The organism is Sneathiella sp. (assembly GCF_036844445.1).
GTDB lineage: Bacteria > Pseudomonadota > Alphaproteobacteria > Sneathiellales > Sneathiellaceae > Sneathiella.
In genome coordinates, this window is the sequence record NZ_DAIUFV010000001.1 from 134,708 (window position 1) to 150,124 (window position 15,417).

General features: G+C 59.4%; 13 protein-coding genes. 4 read left to right on the forward strand and 9 right to left on the reverse strand.

The window, feature by feature from the left end; all coding sequences use genetic code 11:
• Window position 1: 1 nt before the first annotated feature.
• From moaD to V7Z56_RS00675, 7 genes are all read right to left on the reverse strand, one after another.
• Entirely contained in the window at window positions 2-253 is a 252-nt protein-coding gene (gene moaD, locus V7Z56_RS00645) for a molybdopterin converting factor subunit 1 (RefSeq protein WP_334127404.1), read from the reverse strand.
• Window positions 250-2,007 carry a bifunctional molybdopterin-guanine dinucleotide biosynthesis adaptor protein MobB/molybdopterin molybdotransferase MoeA gene (locus V7Z56_RS00650; protein ID WP_334127405.1) on the reverse strand — a complete coding sequence of 586 codons (1,758 nt, stop codon included), beginning with the start codon at window positions 2,005-2,007 and terminating at the stop codon, window positions 250-252. Before V7Z56_RS00650 ends, moaD begins: the two co-directional genes overlap by 4 nt.
• A gap of 12 nt (window positions 2,008-2,019) precedes the next feature.
• Window positions 2,020-2,595, reverse strand: a complete 576-nt coding sequence (pgsA, locus tag V7Z56_RS00655) for a CDP-diacylglycerol--glycerol-3-phosphate 3-phosphatidyltransferase (protein ID WP_334127406.1) — start codon at window positions 2,593-2,595, stop codon at window positions 2,020-2,022.
• Window positions 2,596-2,667: 72 nt separating this feature from the next.
• Window positions 2,668-4,575, reverse strand: a complete 1,908-nt coding sequence (gene uvrC / locus V7Z56_RS00660) for an excinuclease ABC subunit UvrC (RefSeq protein WP_334127407.1) — start codon at window positions 4,573-4,575, stop codon at window positions 2,668-2,670.
• A 429-nt stretch (window positions 4,576-5,004) separates the two neighbouring features.
• Window positions 5,005-5,421 carry a dihydroneopterin aldolase gene (locus tag V7Z56_RS00665; RefSeq protein WP_334127408.1) on the reverse strand — a complete coding sequence of 139 codons (417 nt, stop codon included), beginning with the start codon at window positions 5,419-5,421 and terminating at the stop codon, window positions 5,005-5,007.
• Window positions 5,414-6,184, reverse strand: coding sequence for an SDR family oxidoreductase (locus V7Z56_RS00670; RefSeq protein WP_334127409.1), 771 nt, complete (start codon window positions 6,182-6,184; stop codon window positions 5,414-5,416). The genes V7Z56_RS00665 and V7Z56_RS00670 overlap by 8 nt, the downstream gene beginning before the upstream one ends.
• A gap of 108 nt (window positions 6,185-6,292) precedes the next feature.
• A complete protein-coding gene (locus V7Z56_RS00675; RefSeq protein WP_334127410.1) occupies window positions 6,293-7,219 on the reverse strand; it encodes a TraB/GumN family protein in 927 nt (308 codons plus the stop codon).
• 87 nt (window positions 7,220-7,306) lie between these two features.
• Between V7Z56_RS00675 and modA the strand changes: the two genes are divergently transcribed.
• Complete coding sequence (gene modA, locus V7Z56_RS00680) at window positions 7,307-8,098, forward strand: molybdate ABC transporter substrate-binding protein (RefSeq protein WP_334127411.1); 792 nt, start codon at window positions 7,307-7,309, stop codon at window positions 8,096-8,098.
• Between the two features lie 14 nt (window positions 8,099-8,112).
• Here the strand turns inward: modA and uvrB are convergent, their stop codons facing one another.
• Both uvrB and V7Z56_RS00690 read right to left on the reverse strand, forming a co-directional pair.
• Window positions 8,113-10,281, reverse strand: coding sequence for an excinuclease ABC subunit UvrB (gene uvrB / locus V7Z56_RS00685; RefSeq protein WP_334127412.1), 2,169 nt, complete (start codon window positions 10,279-10,281; stop codon window positions 8,113-8,115).
• A 156-nt stretch (window positions 10,282-10,437) separates the two neighbouring features.
• Complete coding sequence (locus V7Z56_RS00690; RefSeq protein WP_334127413.1) at window positions 10,438-10,668, reverse strand: DUF1127 domain-containing protein; 231 nt, start codon at window positions 10,666-10,668, stop codon at window positions 10,438-10,440.
• A 141-nt stretch (window positions 10,669-10,809) separates the two neighbouring features.
• Between V7Z56_RS00690 and V7Z56_RS00695 the strand changes: the two genes are divergently transcribed.
• The 3 genes from V7Z56_RS00695 to V7Z56_RS00705 all read left to right on the forward strand — a co-directional run bounded on the left by V7Z56_RS00695 (window position 10,810) and on the right by V7Z56_RS00705 (window position 15,333).
• On the forward strand, window positions 10,810-11,739 hold the full coding sequence (locus tag V7Z56_RS00695) for a transcriptional regulator GcvA (RefSeq protein WP_334127414.1): 930 nt from the start codon (window positions 10,810-10,812) through the stop codon (window positions 11,737-11,739).
• A 188-nt stretch (window positions 11,740-11,927) separates the two neighbouring features.
• Complete coding sequence (locus tag V7Z56_RS00700) at window positions 11,928-13,130, forward strand: pyridoxal phosphate-dependent aminotransferase (RefSeq protein ID WP_334127415.1); 1,203 nt, start codon at window positions 11,928-11,930, stop codon at window positions 13,128-13,130.
• Window positions 13,131-13,317: 187 nt separating this feature from the next.
• Window positions 13,318-15,333, forward strand: coding sequence for an elongation factor G (locus V7Z56_RS00705; protein ID WP_334127416.1), 2,016 nt, complete (start codon window positions 13,318-13,320; stop codon window positions 15,331-15,333).
• The last annotated feature ends 84 nt before the right edge of the window (window positions 15,334-15,417 follow it).

The window sequence follows — 15,417 nt, forward strand, 5'->3', positions numbered from 1 at the left end:
CTCAGCCTCCCGTCACCGGCGGGAAAAAGGCAACCTCATCTCCCTCCGCGAGCGGCGTGTTGGCGGTGACATATTCCTGATTGACGGCGATACGCACCACGTCAAGATTGGCGAACACCTCGGCGAAGGCGGGGCCGCGCCCTTTCATCCATTTGAGGAGGCGGTCGGTATCAGAGCGCTCTTCCGACCAGGGGAGCGTTTCCCCTGCCATCTGAAGCTTTGTCTTCAACCACGCGAAATAGAGAATTTTCATCTCGTAAACTCCGTAAAGGGAATGAACTTTATGCTGTCTCCCTTGTTAATATAGCGGCAATCCTCGGCAATTTCGACAAGCCCGTTCGCCCACACCATTGAGGAGAGAACGCCCGAGCCCTGCTTTGGAAAGATCGAAACGCTGCCGGCGCCATTTTCGGAAACGGTGTAGCGCCCGCGTAGCCATTCGCGCCGTCCGGGTTTCTTCTCGAAAGTAAAGTCCGCGATAGCGGGATAGTGGAGCGGTTTACTAATTGCAGCGCCCGAGAGCTTCTGCAGCAGCGGGCGGAGAAAGATCAGCGAGCAGACAAGCGCCGAGACCGGGTTGCCGGGCAGGCCGACAAAGGCGGCATCCCCAATCTGGCCGAGGGCGAGCGGGCGACCCGGCTTGATGGCGATGCGCCAGAAATGGATTTTCCCGATGCGGGCGAGCACATTTCGGACATGATCCTCATCTCCCATGGAAACGCCGCCCGAGGTAATGACGAGATCATGTCTCGCGCACGCCGTTTTGAGCGCGGCCTCGATTGTGGCGTCGCGATCGGGAAGAATGCCGAGATTGCTGACCTCGCATCCCATAGACTGCAAGAGTGCCAGCAGCATGTAGCGATTGCTGTCATGTATGCGCCCGGGCGCGGGCGCCGCTGCCGGTTCAAGCAGCTCGTCACCGGTGGAAAAAAGCGCAACGCGCAGGCGTTTATACAGGGGAATCTCCGCAATCCCGACGGACGCGAGATGGCCGATATCCTGCGGGCGAAGCCGATGACCGCGAGCGAGAAGAAGCTGCCCCTTCTGGATATCTTCGCCGGCCCGGCGGCGGTTCTCACAGGGTGTGAGACCTTCGGGCAGAATAATCCGGTCGCCCTCGAAACGCACATGTTCGATCATTGCGACGGTATCAAAACCCTGCGGCATGACCGCCCCGGTCAGGATCTTGACGACGCCGTTCCCGGCATCGCCGGTGAAGGGGTGGCCGGCCCTGCTGTATCCCGAAACGCGGCGGGGCGCGGCGGGGTCGGCCGCATAACCCTCATAGCGACAGGCATAGCCATCGACCGCGGAGTTATCATGCGGCGGCAGATCGAGCGATGAATGAATGTCGGCGGCGAGAACGCGCCCAACGGCTTCATCGAGCGGGCAGGGTTCGGATTGCACTACTCTTTCGACCGCAGCAGATATCCGGGAGAGCGCATCTTCGGCGCGCAGCATATCCGCATCCAGGGCGAAGCAGTCGCTGCTGAGGCCGCCCGGCGTGTCATCTGCCGGCATGAAATGATGGATGATAAAGTCCGCGATTTCATTTTCGTTGTCGAGATCAAGGACGGGAACGCGGGCCGGGTAATCCGCCGCCGTGGTCGCAAGCGCAATGATGCTGTCATCCTCGGTGACGCGGGGCGGATTATCGCTTTCGGGGCGCCAGACTTCAATCTTCGGGAAATTTTCCGACTTGAACCCCTCGATCAGCAGAAAATCAACCGGCGTCATCTTCCCGATTATGTCCTGAAGCGTGGCTTCGCCCTCGCCCCGGTTCTCATGCATCAGCGCCCAGCGATGGGCGGAGGAAATCAGCACCTCGCTCGCGCCCGCCTCGCGATGGCGGTGGGAGTCCTTTCCCGGAATATCGATATCGAAGCGATGATGCGCATGCTTGACCGTGGAGATGCGATAGCCGCGCGCTTTAAGAGCCGGAATAAGGCGCGTCAACAGCGTGGTCTTGCCATTTCCACTCCAACCCGAGATGCCGATGATATGCATGCGATGTCGATCCTAGCCGTGCGACGGCGGTCCGTCTTCCATCATATGCCTGAGGCCGAGGCGGAGATAGTCATATCCCGTCCAGACGGTCAGCAGGCCGGCAATCCAGAGCAGGACTTCGCCGATCTGGATGGCGTCAATATACTGCGCGACGGCCGGGCCGCCGAGCAGGAAGCAGAGCGCAAAAATCTGCGTCGCGGTCTTCCATTTGGCAAGCTTGCTGACCGGCATGCCGACGCGCAGTTCCGCAAGATATTCGCGAAGGCCCGAGACCATGATCTCGCGGCAGAGAATGATGGTCGCGGGGATCAGATCCCAGCCGCTGATCCGGTTGACGCCAACAAGCACGAGAAGCGCCGAGGCGACCAGCAGCTTGTCGGCGACCGGATCGAGAAACCGGCCGAGTTTCGATGTCTGGCCATAGAGCCGGGCAAGATAGCCGTCCAGAAAATCGGTGATGCCGGCGGCGACGAACAACCCGAGCGGCACCCAGCTCGCGAGCTTGCCCGGCAGATAGAGCGATGCCAGCAGCAGCGGGATAATCACGATCCGCGACAGGGTGAGTATATTTGGCAGGCTTAAGAGCATGATTTCCGGGCGCTGACGGGCTGCTGAAAAAGTCAGTATAGGCAGGGGATCGGGTTAATAAAAGGTCATAAGTCAGCTTTCATCATGAAAAAAATTATATATCACTTCCGCCGTCGCGCGGGAGATGCCTTCGACGGATTGCAGATCGCTGAGCGCTGCCTGTTCAACCCCCTTCGCCGAGCCGAAGCGATTGAGCAGCGCCTTCTTGCGTTTGGCGCCGATCCCCGGAATTTCGTCGAGCGGCGAACGGCCGATTGCGCGTGACCGCCTGGCGCGGTGACTGGTGATCGCATAGTGATGCACCTCATCGCGGAGCCGCTGCAGGAAGTAGAGCGTCGGATCCTTTTCAGGGAGCGAGAAAGACGCGCGTCCCGGCATGAAAAACCGCTCGCGTCCCGCGTTTCGGTCCGGCCCCTTGGCGATGGCGACGAGCGTCACGTCGGTGATGCCGAGTTCGTCGAAAACCTCGCAGGCAACGCTGAGCTGGCCCTGACCGCCATCGATCAGGACGAGATCCGGCCATTGCTCGCGTGAGCCGGATGCACCGGGTCCGACGCGGTCCGGATCCTCCTTCTGCAGCCGCGTGAAGCGGCGCGTCAGCACTTCGCGCATCATGCCGTAGTCATCGCCAGGGCTGAGCGCGGTGTTCTTGATATTGAACTTGCGATAGGCCTTCTTCTCGAAGCCCTCCGGCCCGGCGACCACCATCGCGCCGACGGAATGGGTGCCGGAGATATGGCTGTTGTCATAAACCTCGATGCGCTCCGGCGGCTCGGCAAGACCGAAGGCCTCGGCCACCCCTTCAAGATGCCGGCGCTGGCTGGCGTTCTCCGCCATGCGCCGGAGCAGCGCGCCTTTCGCATTCATCAGCGCATGCTCGACCATCTCCCTTTTTGCCCCGCGTTTCGGCGTCTCGATACGGACCGTCCGCTCCGCCGTAACCGAAAGCGCTTCGCCAATCAGGTCGGCATCTTCAAGTTCATGGCTGGTCCAGATACCGCGTGGCGCGACGCGCCCGTCATAGAACTGCCCGATAAAGGCGGCGAGAACATCGGCGGGGCTGTCGTCTTTGGTGTGGGTCGGATAATGCGCGCGGTTCCCGAAATTCTGGCCGGAGCGGAGGAAAAAGACCTGAACGCATGTCTGGCCGCCTTCCTGATAGGCCGCAATGACATCAACCTCGTCATTGGTCGGAAGATTGATCGTCTGGCGGGACTGGATATGCGCCATGGCCTTCAGCCGGTCGCGATAGATGGCGGCCTGTTCGAAATCGAGCGCATCGGACGCGGCCTGCATCTTTCTGGCGAGCTTTTCCTGCAACTCGAAGCTCTTGCCCGACAGGAAGCCGCGCGCCTCATCGACGACATCGAGATAATCCTCTCGGCTGATCAGCCCGACGCAGGGCGCGGAGCAGCGCTTGATCTGATATTGCAGGCAGGGCCGCGTGCGGTTCTGAAATTCCGAATCCGAACAGGAGCGGAGCGGGAACAGCCGCTGAAAGGTCGCCAGCGTCTCATTTACCGCGCCGGCGGAGGCAAACGGGCCGTAATATTCCCCCTTGCGGCTGCGGGCGCCGCGATGCTTGGTGATCTGCGGCCAGTCGTGATCACCGGTGATCAGGATGTAGGGAAAGGATTTGTCATCGCGCAGGATGATGTTGTAGCGCGGTTTCAAATTCTTGATCAGGTTGGCTTCAAGCAGCAGCGCTTCCACCTCGGTATGGGTGGAAACAAACTCCATCGACCGGGTCAGCGATACCATCCGCATGATGCGCGTCGATTGCCCGGTAGTCTTGACATAGGCGGCAACGCGCTTCTTCAGGTTCTTGGCTTTGCCGACATAAAGCACCTGCCCGGCATCGTCGATCATCCGGTAGACGCCTGGTGTGCCCGGCAGGGTTTTCAGAAACCGCTCGATCACTTCCGCGCCGCGCCGGAAGGGCGAAATGCTTTTATCGGTCGATTCGGCTGTTTGATCCATCGCGTATCGTCTTCAGCGGGCCTTGGGGCCGGGCTTCCTCTCTATGAATATAGTTAAACACACCCTTAGTAAAATAGCCTAAGCCCCTTATCTGCAACATACATTCGAAGTCCGAAAAAAATACTGCGCTGCGGCGATATTACGGTTTTTTGACACTATCCACGTAACCTGTGGAAAACTTTGTGAGTAAGCTGTCGAGATGTCCTCGCAATGCCACATAAACCAAGCTTTTTACGAAGTTGCCTAATTTTTAGGCACGTAGTTAACTGATTGAAATTTATTGGTTATTTAAAAGTCAAGCCGACCGTCGCGGGTATTTCAAGATTTTATCGGGAGTTAATCGCCATTTGTGCCGGAACTTCGGTCAATGTGCACAACTATCCCCGAGATTTCTGAAAATTTTACCATTTTCCGCCGCGGAAGCGTCGCTCATCCTTTGACGCGGGTAATTTCGACCCCGACGCTCGAGGTGTTCTTGATCGCGCTCAGCTTCTCGATCTTCACGGTCACCATGCTGACCCGATCATTGGCAAGACAGATCGCCGCAGTATTCTCGGCGAGTGTCTCGACAAGATTGACATGTTTGTCGGTCGCCATCCGAATCACCTGATTCGTAATCGTCTCGTAACAGACGACATTTCGGTAGTTGTCGCCGACGGGCCCTGCGGCGTCGCTGACCGTCATGTCGATGTTGAAACGGACCGGCTGCGGTGTCGTCCGTTCATGCGTATAGACGCCGATCAGCATCTCGACGACAAGGTCGCGGATAAAGACCTTGTGGGTCTTGCCCGGGTTGAGCATCCGCCCGAGGGGGTAGAGCGTGTCCATCGGGGTGGGTTTATTCATCGGGACTTTCCCCTTTCATGTGACCGGATGTAGGCAGATGTTGGCCTCCGTCAAGAGCAATAAATTCTCCGGTCATGGATTTCGCTTTAAGAATGAACTGGACGGCGAGCGCAATTTCCTCTGGCGTCGGGCCGTAGCCGAGCGGCACCGATTGCTGCTCGGCGTGAAAGTCGGCGGCGCTCTGGTGAATATTGGCGAGTGTCGGGCCGGGGCCGATGGCATTGACGCGGATCCGCGGCGCGAGCGCCATCGCCGTCGTTTGCGTCAGGGTCCATAGCCCGGTCTTGCTGAGTGTATAAGAGAGGAAATCGGGCCGCAGATTGAACACCCGCTGATCGGCGATATTGATCACATTCCCCTGTTCCCCGTCCGGCAACTGCCTTGCGAAATCCTGCGTCAGCAGGAGCGGCGCGAGGAGGTTCGTATTGATATGGCTATGGAAGCTTTCCGGCGAAACGCTCCGGATCGTGTCGTTTTCGAAAAGCGATGCATTGTTGACGAGGCAGTGGAGCGGTCCGAGGGCATCGCCCGCCTGGCGGAGGATATCGCGGACATCCTCCGTCTTCGCGAGGTCGGCCTCAACGAGCGCGGCGCGCCCGCCCGATGCGGTAATCTCATCGGCAAGCGCGCGCACTTCCTCGGCCGAGTGGCGATAATGGAGCACGACCCCCCAGCCTTCTTCCGACAGGGTCCGGGCGATGGCCCGGCCGATACGCCGTCCGGCACCGGTGATCAGCGCATTTCTGGACATGGATGACGCCACCTTGGTTGTTTCATTTTCGCATTATGTCGCGATGGGCCCGGACATACCACAAAAGGATGTAACGACATAGACCGCTTGTGCGCGCGGCCGTCCCAGCGGAAAGGCGGGTCAGTACCGCCGCTCGATCGAATATCCGTGTCTCTCCAGCAGGAACAGGACGCCTTCCGTTCCCGGCAGATGCAACGCGCCAATTCCAACAAAGGCGTTGCCGTTTTCAAGTTCAAAGAGCATCCGCTCGACCATCCGGTGATTGCGCATGACTATCAGCTCATCGGTCATTATCCGGCCGAGCTCGGGGCTGGCCCCCTCTAAGGTCTGCTCGAGATCGCAGATGATCCAGCCGGTGTTGCCTGAGAGATAATAGCTGGTCAGGGTCTCAATCTCCTCGTCGAGGCGGGGAAATTCGTTCAGCGCTTGATCGAGATATTCGATCTGAACCGGCACGGGCATCGCATCGAAGACGGCAAACTGCTCTTCATTCGTCTCCAGCCCCAGAACGCGCTTCCCCGAAAGCCGCGCCGATTTTTCGAGCTCCTTGTCGAGCAGGGTGAGACTCCGGCCGGGCCGAGTGTCGGCAGGCGGCTGGCTAATGATGGCGGCGGCGGCCCATATCTTCAGGCGGTCAAGCGACGCGGCATCGATGCCATGTTTCGCGGCAATGAAAAGAAGCTTCGCGAAACGCTCCTCGCCGATGCGCGCTTTCAGACTTTCGCCCGGGCCGAGCAGCACTTGCGCGCGGGAGCGGTCGGTCTCTGCCTCGGTGAGCGATGTTTCGAAAATGGCGGTGCCGGCCCCGAGAAAGGCCTGCATAACGGGCCCCGGAAGATGCAGGATGCGGGCATCGTTGGAATGCATCGTGCCAAAAATATAACTCGGGGCGACACCCTCCCGCGAGACTTTAAAGAGGCGGCCTTCATCATAGGGGCGCTCGGCGCAGGTCGCGGGCGCAAGGGGTTTCGCGAGCCCTACGGCGGGCCACGCCAATGCGGAAATGACCAGCGAGAGAGAGAAAAAGATATTTGATAGTAGGGACATAAAAGGCTTGCCTGTTGCCGGGGGGAGCATTTGTCAATAAACTAGCACAACCAGCCCGTTTTCACGAATTGCATTGGATGGACACTTATGAAAATCGACCAGTCCAGGTTGAGAGGCTTTTACAAAGCCGTCCTTGCCGCGGTGGCGGCGCTGCTCCTTTCCATGCCGGCGCGGGCGAGTGCGGAGGAGGTGGTCACTTTCGCTGCTGCCAGCCTTGGCGAGAGCGTCGCCGCTCTCGGAAAAGCGTTTGAGAAGAAAACGGGCTTCCCGGTCATTGCATCGTTCGCAGGAAGCGGCGTTCTCGCCCGCCAGATCAATGAAGGCGCGCCCGCCAATCTCTTCATTTCGGCGGATACGCGATGGATGGACTATCTCGATGATGCGAAGCGCCTGATCCCCGGCAGCGTGGTTACCATCGCCTCGAACAGCCTCGTTCTGGTTGCGCGGGACGATGTCGAGGTTGCCGAAGATTTCGATCTCGCAACGCTTCCGGACGTGCTGGGGCAGGAGCGGCTTGCCATTGGGGATCCGGCGCACGTCCCGGTCGGCAGCTACAGCAAGGCGGCGCTCGAGAATCTCGGTCTGTGGCAGCGCCTTGAAAAGCAGACCGTGCGGCTTGCCAATGTCCGCGCTGTAACGGCATTGATCGAGCGGGGGGAAGTGCCCTTTGCCATCATCTACGAGACGGACTACCGGCTTGTCAAAAACGTCAAGCTTGTGAAGGCGTTCCCGGCCGAGACGCATCCGCCGATCGTCTATGCGATGGCGATGATACGGGATGGCGACACCCATTCCGCCAAGCTTTTCTATGAATTTATCCGCTCTGATGAGGGAAGGGACATCATCCGCCGCTTCGGCTTTACGGCTACGGAGAACTGAGCCGCGCGCGGGCCTCAGCGTCCGCGCCCGCCAAGAATATTGCCCATCCCCGCCCGGCCTTTGCGGGAGCGCCCTTGCGGCCGGCCGCTGTTGGGGCCACCGATACCGAGTTCCCGATCCTGCAGCTTCTTGATTTCATCGCGCAGGCGCGCCGCTTCCTCGAATTCAAGATCTTCGGCCGCGCGGCGCATTTTCTTCTCCAGATCCTCGATATGTGCGGCGAGGTTATGGCCGATCATGTGGCTGGCGTCTTCCAGGCCGAGCCCGACATTGTAATGATCCTGCTCATAGACGCTTTCCATGATGTCGCCGATGTTTCGACGCACCGACATGGGCGTGATGCCGTTTGCGGCATTATAGGCTTCCTGCTTGTCTTTTCGCCGTTTCGTCTCATCGAGCGCGAACTGCATGCTGTTGGTGATCTTGTCCGCGTAGAGAATGACACGTCCGTCAACATGTCGTGCCGCGCGGCCAATGGTCTGAATCAGCGAGGTGGAGGAGCGCAGAAACCCTTCCTTGTCCGCATCGAGAATGGCGACGAGCGCGCATTCGGGAATATCCAGCCCCTCGCGCAGCAGGTTGATCCCGACAAGTACGTCAAAGGTGCCAAGGCGCAGATCACGGATAATCTCGATCCGCTCCAGCGTGTCGATATCGGAGTGCAGGTAGCGGACCTTGATGCCGTTCTCGTGAAAATATTCGGTCAGATCCTCGGCCATTTTCTTGGTGAGGGTGGTGACCAGTACACGCTCCCCCTTCGCCGCGCAAAGCTTGCACTCGCGCATCAGGTCATCCACCTGCTGCGAGACGGGGCGGATGATGCATTCGGGATCGGTGAGGCCCGTCGGTCGGATCACCTGCTCGACAAACGCGCCGCCGGTCCGCTCGAGTTCCCACGGCCCGGGCGTTGCGGAGACAAAGATCGTCTGCGGCCGCATGGCGTCCCACTCCTCAAATTTGAGCGGGCGGTTATCCATGCAGGAGGGAAGGCGAAAGCCATATTCGGCGAGCGTTGATTTGCGCCGGAAGTCGCCGCGGTACATGGCGCCAATCTGGCTGACGGTGACATGGCTTTCATCGACCATCAGGATCGCGTTATCGGGCAGATATTCGAACAGCGTCGGCGGCGGCTCGCCGGGTCCGCGCCCCGACAGATAGCGGGAGTAGTTCTCAATTCCGGCGCAGGAGCCTGTCGCTTCCATCATTTCCAGATCGAAGGTGGTGCGCTGCTCCAGCCGCTGCGCCTCCAGAAGTTTGTTCTGCGCCGTCAGCTCGGCAAGGCGCGCCCGCAGTTCCTGTTTGATCAGCTCCTGCGCCTGTCGCAAGGTCGGCTTCGGCGTCACATAATGGCTGTTTGCATAAACGCGGACTTCCCGCAGGCTGCCGGTTTTTTGCCCGGTCAGCGGGTCGAACTCGGTGATTGTCTCAAGCTCATCGCCGAACAGCGAAAATCGCCAGGCGCGGTCCTCCAGATGGGCGGGGAAAATCTCGATGGTATCGCCGCGGACCCGGAAGGTGCCGCGGGTGAAGCTCGCGTCATTGCGTCGATACTGGATTTCGACAAGCTGGCGTAACAGATGCTGGCGGTCGTAGCTTTCCCCGACCTTCAGATCCATGGTCATTTCACTATAGGTCTCGACCGAGCCGATACCGTAGATGCAGGAGACGGAGGCGACGATGATCACGTCGTCGCGCTCGAGCAGGGCCCGCGTCGCGCTATGGCGAAGGCGGTCGATCTGCTCGTTTATCGACGCGTCCTTTTCGATATAGGTATCGGTACGCGCGACATAGGCTTCGGGCTGGTAGTAGTCATAGTAGGAGACGAAATATTCCACCGCGTTATTGGGGAAGAAGGCTTTCATCTCCCCATAGAGCTGGGCGGCAAGGGTCTTGTTATGGGCGAGAATGAGCGTCGGGCGCTGCATCTTCTCGATCACCTTGGCCATGGTGAAGGTCTTTCCCGACCCGGTGACGCCGAGCAGCACCTGGTCGCGCTCGCGCTGTCTGAGCCCGTCGACAAGTTCGGCGATCGCTTCCGGCTGGTCGCCCGCCGGCTCATACTCGGAGACAACCTCGAACGGAATGCCGCCTTCCGATTTTTCCGGGCGGACGGGCCGATGCGGGATAAAGATCGCCGGGGCTTCTTCAAGACCGGATGTTTCGTGTTTGTTCTCGCTGTGCATGGTCTGGTTATAGAGCGTCCATGGTGGGATTTCTATCTCTATATGGAATATGCCAGGCGTTTTTCCAACCGGACAGAAGGAGAAGCGGGGCGAAAAGAAGACCCGGAGCAGCGCGGACAGGGAGGGCGCGTCGGAGCTCCGGGTCAAAGATTGGCGTCAGGCCTGCCAGAATGCCTTGCGGGTTTCATCCCTGACATCGGCCGGGGACAGTCCGCTGTCAGTTAAGTAATATTCATCCAATTCCGCAAGGTGGCTGCGCATGAAGGCGCGATCCTGCCACGCGACAAGCTGACGCAAAATCACCGTTGCGATGCTGTTGCTGCCGAGCGGGGCGATGGTCGGCCGGATCGGCATATTCTGGCCGTTTGTAAAGGTTCTTGCAGACATCCTACTATCCTCGGATTGGTCGAGCGGATCTTATGCCCGCCGCAGTTTCGATGTCCCATATTTGTCATTTCATGGCTTGATTACAAACGACTAATTCTAATAGTATGAATTAGAAAATCTAATCTGAAACGGGAGCCGCCGATGCGTCTGCCACCGCTCAACGCCATTCGCAGTTTCGAGGCTGCGGCGCGCCATTTAAGCTTCTCCAAAGCGGCGGAGGAACTGTTCGTTACGCCGGCGGCGGTAAGTCATCAGGTCAAGGCGCTGGAGGATTGGCTCGGCGTGCCGCTGTTCCGGCGGTTGAACCGTGCCGTGATTCTCACCGCCGCCGGGCAGAGCTACCTGCTTGGGGTGCGAAAAGGTCTTGAAACGATCGGCGCGGCGACGGAAAACCTGATGCGCCATGACACCGCCGGGACGCTGCATGTCGATACGCTCCCGTCTTTTGCGGCGCGCTGGCTGCTGCCCCGCCTCAGCCGGTTTCGCGAAGCCCATCCCGATATCGATGTCCGTCTTTCCGCCTCTGAAAAGCTGGCGGACTTCAATCGGGACGATGTTGATGTGGTGATCCGCTACGGCCACGGGAATTATCCGGGCCTGCGGGTCGAAAAGCTGCTGACGGAGGAGGTGATGTTTCCCGTCTGCAGCCCCGCTTTGCTAACCGGCCGGTATCCGCTCCGCGTGCCCGCGGACCTCAAATACCACACGCTGCTGCATGACGATATGCGCATCGACTGGCAGACCTGGCTGACGCTGGCCGGCGTGACGGACGTGGACCCGAAGAAGGGGCCGAGCTTTAACGACAGCTCCATGCTCCTCACCGCCGCGATCGAAGGGCAGGGCGTTGCGCTTGGGCGGAGCACGCTCGCGGCCGATGACCTGCTCGCCGGACGACTGGTGCAGCCGTTCGATGTCCGGCCGATCCAGGCAGATCAGTCCTATTATCTCGTATGCCCGGAAACGACGGCCGAAAGACCGCGTATAAAAGCCTTTCGCGACTGGATCATGATGGAAGCGTCCGAGAGTTCGGGCCGTTATCGGGCGCTCACGGAGCGACCCCCTGCAGGATAAGGAAAAGCAGGCCTGATCCGCCACGCCGCCTGCCTTTTGCGCCGCAGGTGCGGATGTCACGGCAATATCGGTCCTGTTGCGAAAGAGCGTCAAAAACCGGTGGTCTCACGCCCTAATTAGCGCTATAGACCTGTTATTTCCGGGGCTCCGCCCGGAGAAGATTTTTTAACCGAGAGAGAATCAAAGTCATGTCTATTATTTCGGATAGTCTGGGACGTATCAAGCCATCTGCGACGATTGCCGTAACGGCCAAAGCGGCTGAGCTGAAAGCGGCCGGACGCGATGTTATCGGTCTGGGAGCAGGCGAGCCTGATTTCGATACCCCCGATAATATCAAGGAAGCCGCCATCCGCGCCATTCGCGAAGGCAAGACGAAATACACCGCCGTTGACGGGATTCTCGAGCTTAAAAAGGCGATCTGCGCAAAGTTCAAGCGCGACAATAATCTCGATTACGAACCGAACCAGGTGACCGTCGGGACAGGCGGCAAGCAGATCATTTACAACGCGCTGATGGCGACGCTCAACCCGGGCGACGAGGTGATTATCCCCGCGCCCTACTGGGTATCCTATCCGGACATGGTGCTGCTGGGCGGCGGTACGCCCGTCGCCGTGCCGACGACCAAGGAAAGCAAGTTCAAGATGCGGCCCGAGGATCTAGAGGCTGCGATCACGCCGAAAACCAAATGGCTGATTTTCAACTCGCCGTCCAACCCGTCCGGCGCAGGCTATAACCGCGAGGAGCTCAAGGCCCTCACCGATGTGCTGGTGCGGCATCCGCATGTCTGGATCATGACCGACGACATGTATGAACATCTGGTTTTTGACGATTTCAAATTCGTCACCCCGGCCGAGGTTGAGCCGTCGCTTTATGACCGGACGCTGACCATGAACGGTGTCTCCAAATCCTACGCCATGACCGGCTGGCGGATCGGCTATGGCGCCGGCCCGGTGCCGCTGATCAAGGCGATGGCGACGATCCAGTCGCAGAGCACGTCGAACCCCTCCTCGATAAGCCAGTATGCGGCGGTCGAGGCGTTGAACGGGCCGCAGGACTTTATCGCCGAGCGCGCCAAGGTTTTCGAAGAGCGGCGCAACCTCGTCGTCAGCATGCTCAACCAGGCCGCCGGGCTCGAGTGCCCGCTGCCGGAAGGGGCGTTCTATGTTTACCCGTCCTGCGAAGGCTGCATCGGCAAAAAGACGCCCGAAGGCAAGCTGATTGCGAATGATCTCGATTTCGTCTCGGCGCTGCTTGAAAATGAAGGCGTTGCGGTCGTTCACGGCGAGGCATTCGGCCTGTCGCCGCATTTCCGGATTTCCTACGCGACCTCGACGGAGGAGCTGACCGAGGCATGTGAGCGCATTCAGCGCTTCTGCGCCAGCCTTCGCTAAGGCGCTCGTCTGATCTTGAAAAAGCGGCCGATGATTCGGCCGCTTTTTTTGTTCCCGGCAGCGGGCAGGCGATACACCTGCTTGCAACGGGGTTTTCCCCGCGCTTCCCCGACTGAAAACAGATTTTCCTTGCGCCTGCCTGAAAGGACGTGGAACATTAGAAAAACCTAACTAAAGGAGGCGCGTCATGGTCAAAGACAAACCGGAGGGGCCTCGCAGCATTGCGCTGGTAGGCCCCTATTCGAGTGGCAAAACGACACTTCTTGAGTCAATCCTTCATATTTGCGGCGAAACGGATCGCAAGGGCAGCGTTACGGCGGGAACGTCCGTTGGCGACAGCGCGCGCGAAGCGCGCGAGCGCCAGATGAGTGTCGAGGTGAATGCCGCGCATGTCAATTATCTCGGCGACGACTTTTATATTCTCGACTGCCCCGGCTTTATCGAACTCTTTCAGGAGACGGAAAATGTTCTTCGCGGCGTCGATGCCGCCGTCATCGTTTGTGATCCGGACGAAGCGCGGGCGGTGACCCTGACGCCGCTTCTCAAAAGTCTGGAAGAGAAAAAAATTCCGACCTTTATTTTCGTCAACAAAATGGACAAGGCGCGGGGCTCCGTTCATACGCTCTTCAATTCCCTGCAGGCCGTGACGGAGCGCGCGCTGGTGCTGCGGCAGGTGCCGATCTTCAAGGATGGCATCATCAGCGGCTATGTCGATCTCGCCTCCGAGCGGGCCTATGTCTACAAGGAGGGCGAAGCCTCGCGCATCATCGACCTGCCGCCGGAAATGGCGGAGGAGGAGGGCACTTCCCGCTTCGCCATGCTGGAAAAGCTCGCCGATTTTGATGATCACCTGATGGAAGAGCTGCTCGAAGACATCAAGCCCGAGCGGGAAGAGATTTACGCGCTGCTGCAGCATGATCTGCGCGAGGGGCTGGTGACGCCGGTGTTTCTCGGATCGGCGGAAAATGACAGTGGCGTGCGCAGGCTGCTGAAAGCGCTCCGCCATGAAGTTCCGGCCGCATCCGTTGCCGCGGCGCGCGTTGGCATTGACAGCACCGGCAAACCCGTTGTGCAGGTTCTGAAAACCTACATGTCCGCGCAAGGCGGAAAGCTGTCACTCGCCCGGATCTGGGCGGGACCGGTCGCGGATGGCGACAGCTTCGCGGCCGGCCGCATTGGTGGTATTTTCCGCCTGCAGGGAGCGAAAGCTGAAAAATGCGACAAGGCAGTTGCCGGTGAGATTGTGGCCTTCGGGCGGCTTGATCAGGCCATGACAGGCGATATCCTCCGGACCGATGGCACGGAACGGCTTCCCGAGACGGCGATCCTGACGCCCGTCTTCAGCTTTGCACTGGCGCCGGAAAAGCGGGAGGACGAGGTCAAACTCTCGCTCACCCTTGCGAAGGTGCAGGAGGAGGACAACTCACTCAAGGTCGAGCATCGCCAGGAGACGCAGGAACTGCTGCTGTGGGGACAGGGCGAAATTCACCTCAACATTGCCATCGACCGGATGCGTAACAAATATGGCCTCAATGTCAAAGCCCGGCGCCCGAAAATTGCCTACAAAGAGGCCATCCGAAAGATGGCGACGCAGCACGCCCGCTACAAGAAACAAAGCGGCGGGCATGGGCAGTTCGGCGATGTCCATATCGAAATCCGGCCGCTGCCGCGTGGCTCGGGCTTCAATTTCGAGGAGCGGATCGTCGGCGGCGCCGTGCCGCGCCAGTATATTCCCGCCGTCGAGCATGGCGTTCGCGAATATCTCGCCGAAGGGCCGCTTGGCTTTCCGGTTGTCGATGTCGCCGTCACGCTTGTCGATGGCCAGTTCCATTCTGTCGACAGTTCCGAAAACTCCTTCCGCTCCGCCGCCCGCCTTGCCATGAGCGAAGGCATGCCGAAATGTGATCCCGTCCTGCTTGAGCCGATCTACAAGATCGAGATTTCGATGCCGTCGGAACACACTTCGCGGGTCAACAGCATCGTGAGCGGACGGCGCGGACAAATTCTCGGTTTCGACGCCCGGGCCGGATGGGACGGATGGGACGTTCTCTCGGCGATGATCCCGGAATCGGAAATCCATGACCTGATCATCGATCTCCGCTCGGCGACCCTCGGGCTCGGCACCTATCGCGGGGAGTTCGATCATTTGCAGGAACTGACGGGACAGGGCGCCGACAAGGTTCTGCAGCAGGCGAGGAACTGATGCGGGGGGGCGGCGGCTCACAGACTGTTGACTTGTGATTGGCCGATGAGAGGCAGAACATTTCCGCCGTGAAGTCTTGCGGAA

Coding starts and splice junctions, on each gene's coding strand:
- moaD (WP_334127404.1), bottom strand. CDS start 253: ATGAAAATTCTCTATTTCGCGTGGTTGAAGACAAAGCTTCAGATGGCA.
- V7Z56_RS00650 (WP_334127405.1), bottom strand. CDS start 2,007: ATGCATATCATCGGCATCTCGGGTTGGAGTGGAAATGGCAAGACCACG.
- pgsA (WP_334127406.1), bottom strand. CDS start 2,595: ATGCTCTTAAGCCTGCCAAATATACTCACCCTGTCGCGGATCGTGATT.
- uvrC (WP_334127407.1), bottom strand. CDS start 4,575: ATGGATCAAACAGCCGAATCGACCGATAAAAGCATTTCGCCCTTCCGG.
- V7Z56_RS00665 (WP_334127408.1), bottom strand. CDS start 5,421: ATGAATAAACCCACCCCGATGGACACGCTCTACCCCCTCGGGCGGATG.
- V7Z56_RS00675 (WP_334127410.1), bottom strand. CDS start 7,219: ATGTCCCTACTATCAAATATCTTTTTCTCTCTCTCGCTGGTCATTTCC.
- modA (WP_334127411.1), top strand. CDS start 7,307: ATGAAAATCGACCAGTCCAGGTTGAGAGGCTTTTACAAAGCCGTCCTT.
- uvrB (WP_334127412.1), bottom strand. CDS start 10,281: ATGCACAGCGAGAACAAACACGAAACATCCGGTCTTGAAGAAGCCCCG.
- V7Z56_RS00690 (WP_334127413.1), bottom strand. CDS start 10,668: ATGTCTGCAAGAACCTTTACAAACGGCCAGAATATGCCGATCCGGCCG.
- V7Z56_RS00695 (WP_334127414.1), top strand. CDS start 10,810: ATGCGTCTGCCACCGCTCAACGCCATTCGCAGTTTCGAGGCTGCGGCG.
- V7Z56_RS00700 (WP_334127415.1), top strand. CDS start 11,928: ATGTCTATTATTTCGGATAGTCTGGGACGTATCAAGCCATCTGCGACG.
- V7Z56_RS00705 (WP_334127416.1), top strand. CDS start 13,318: ATGGTCAAAGACAAACCGGAGGGGCCTCGCAGCATTGCGCTGGTAGGC.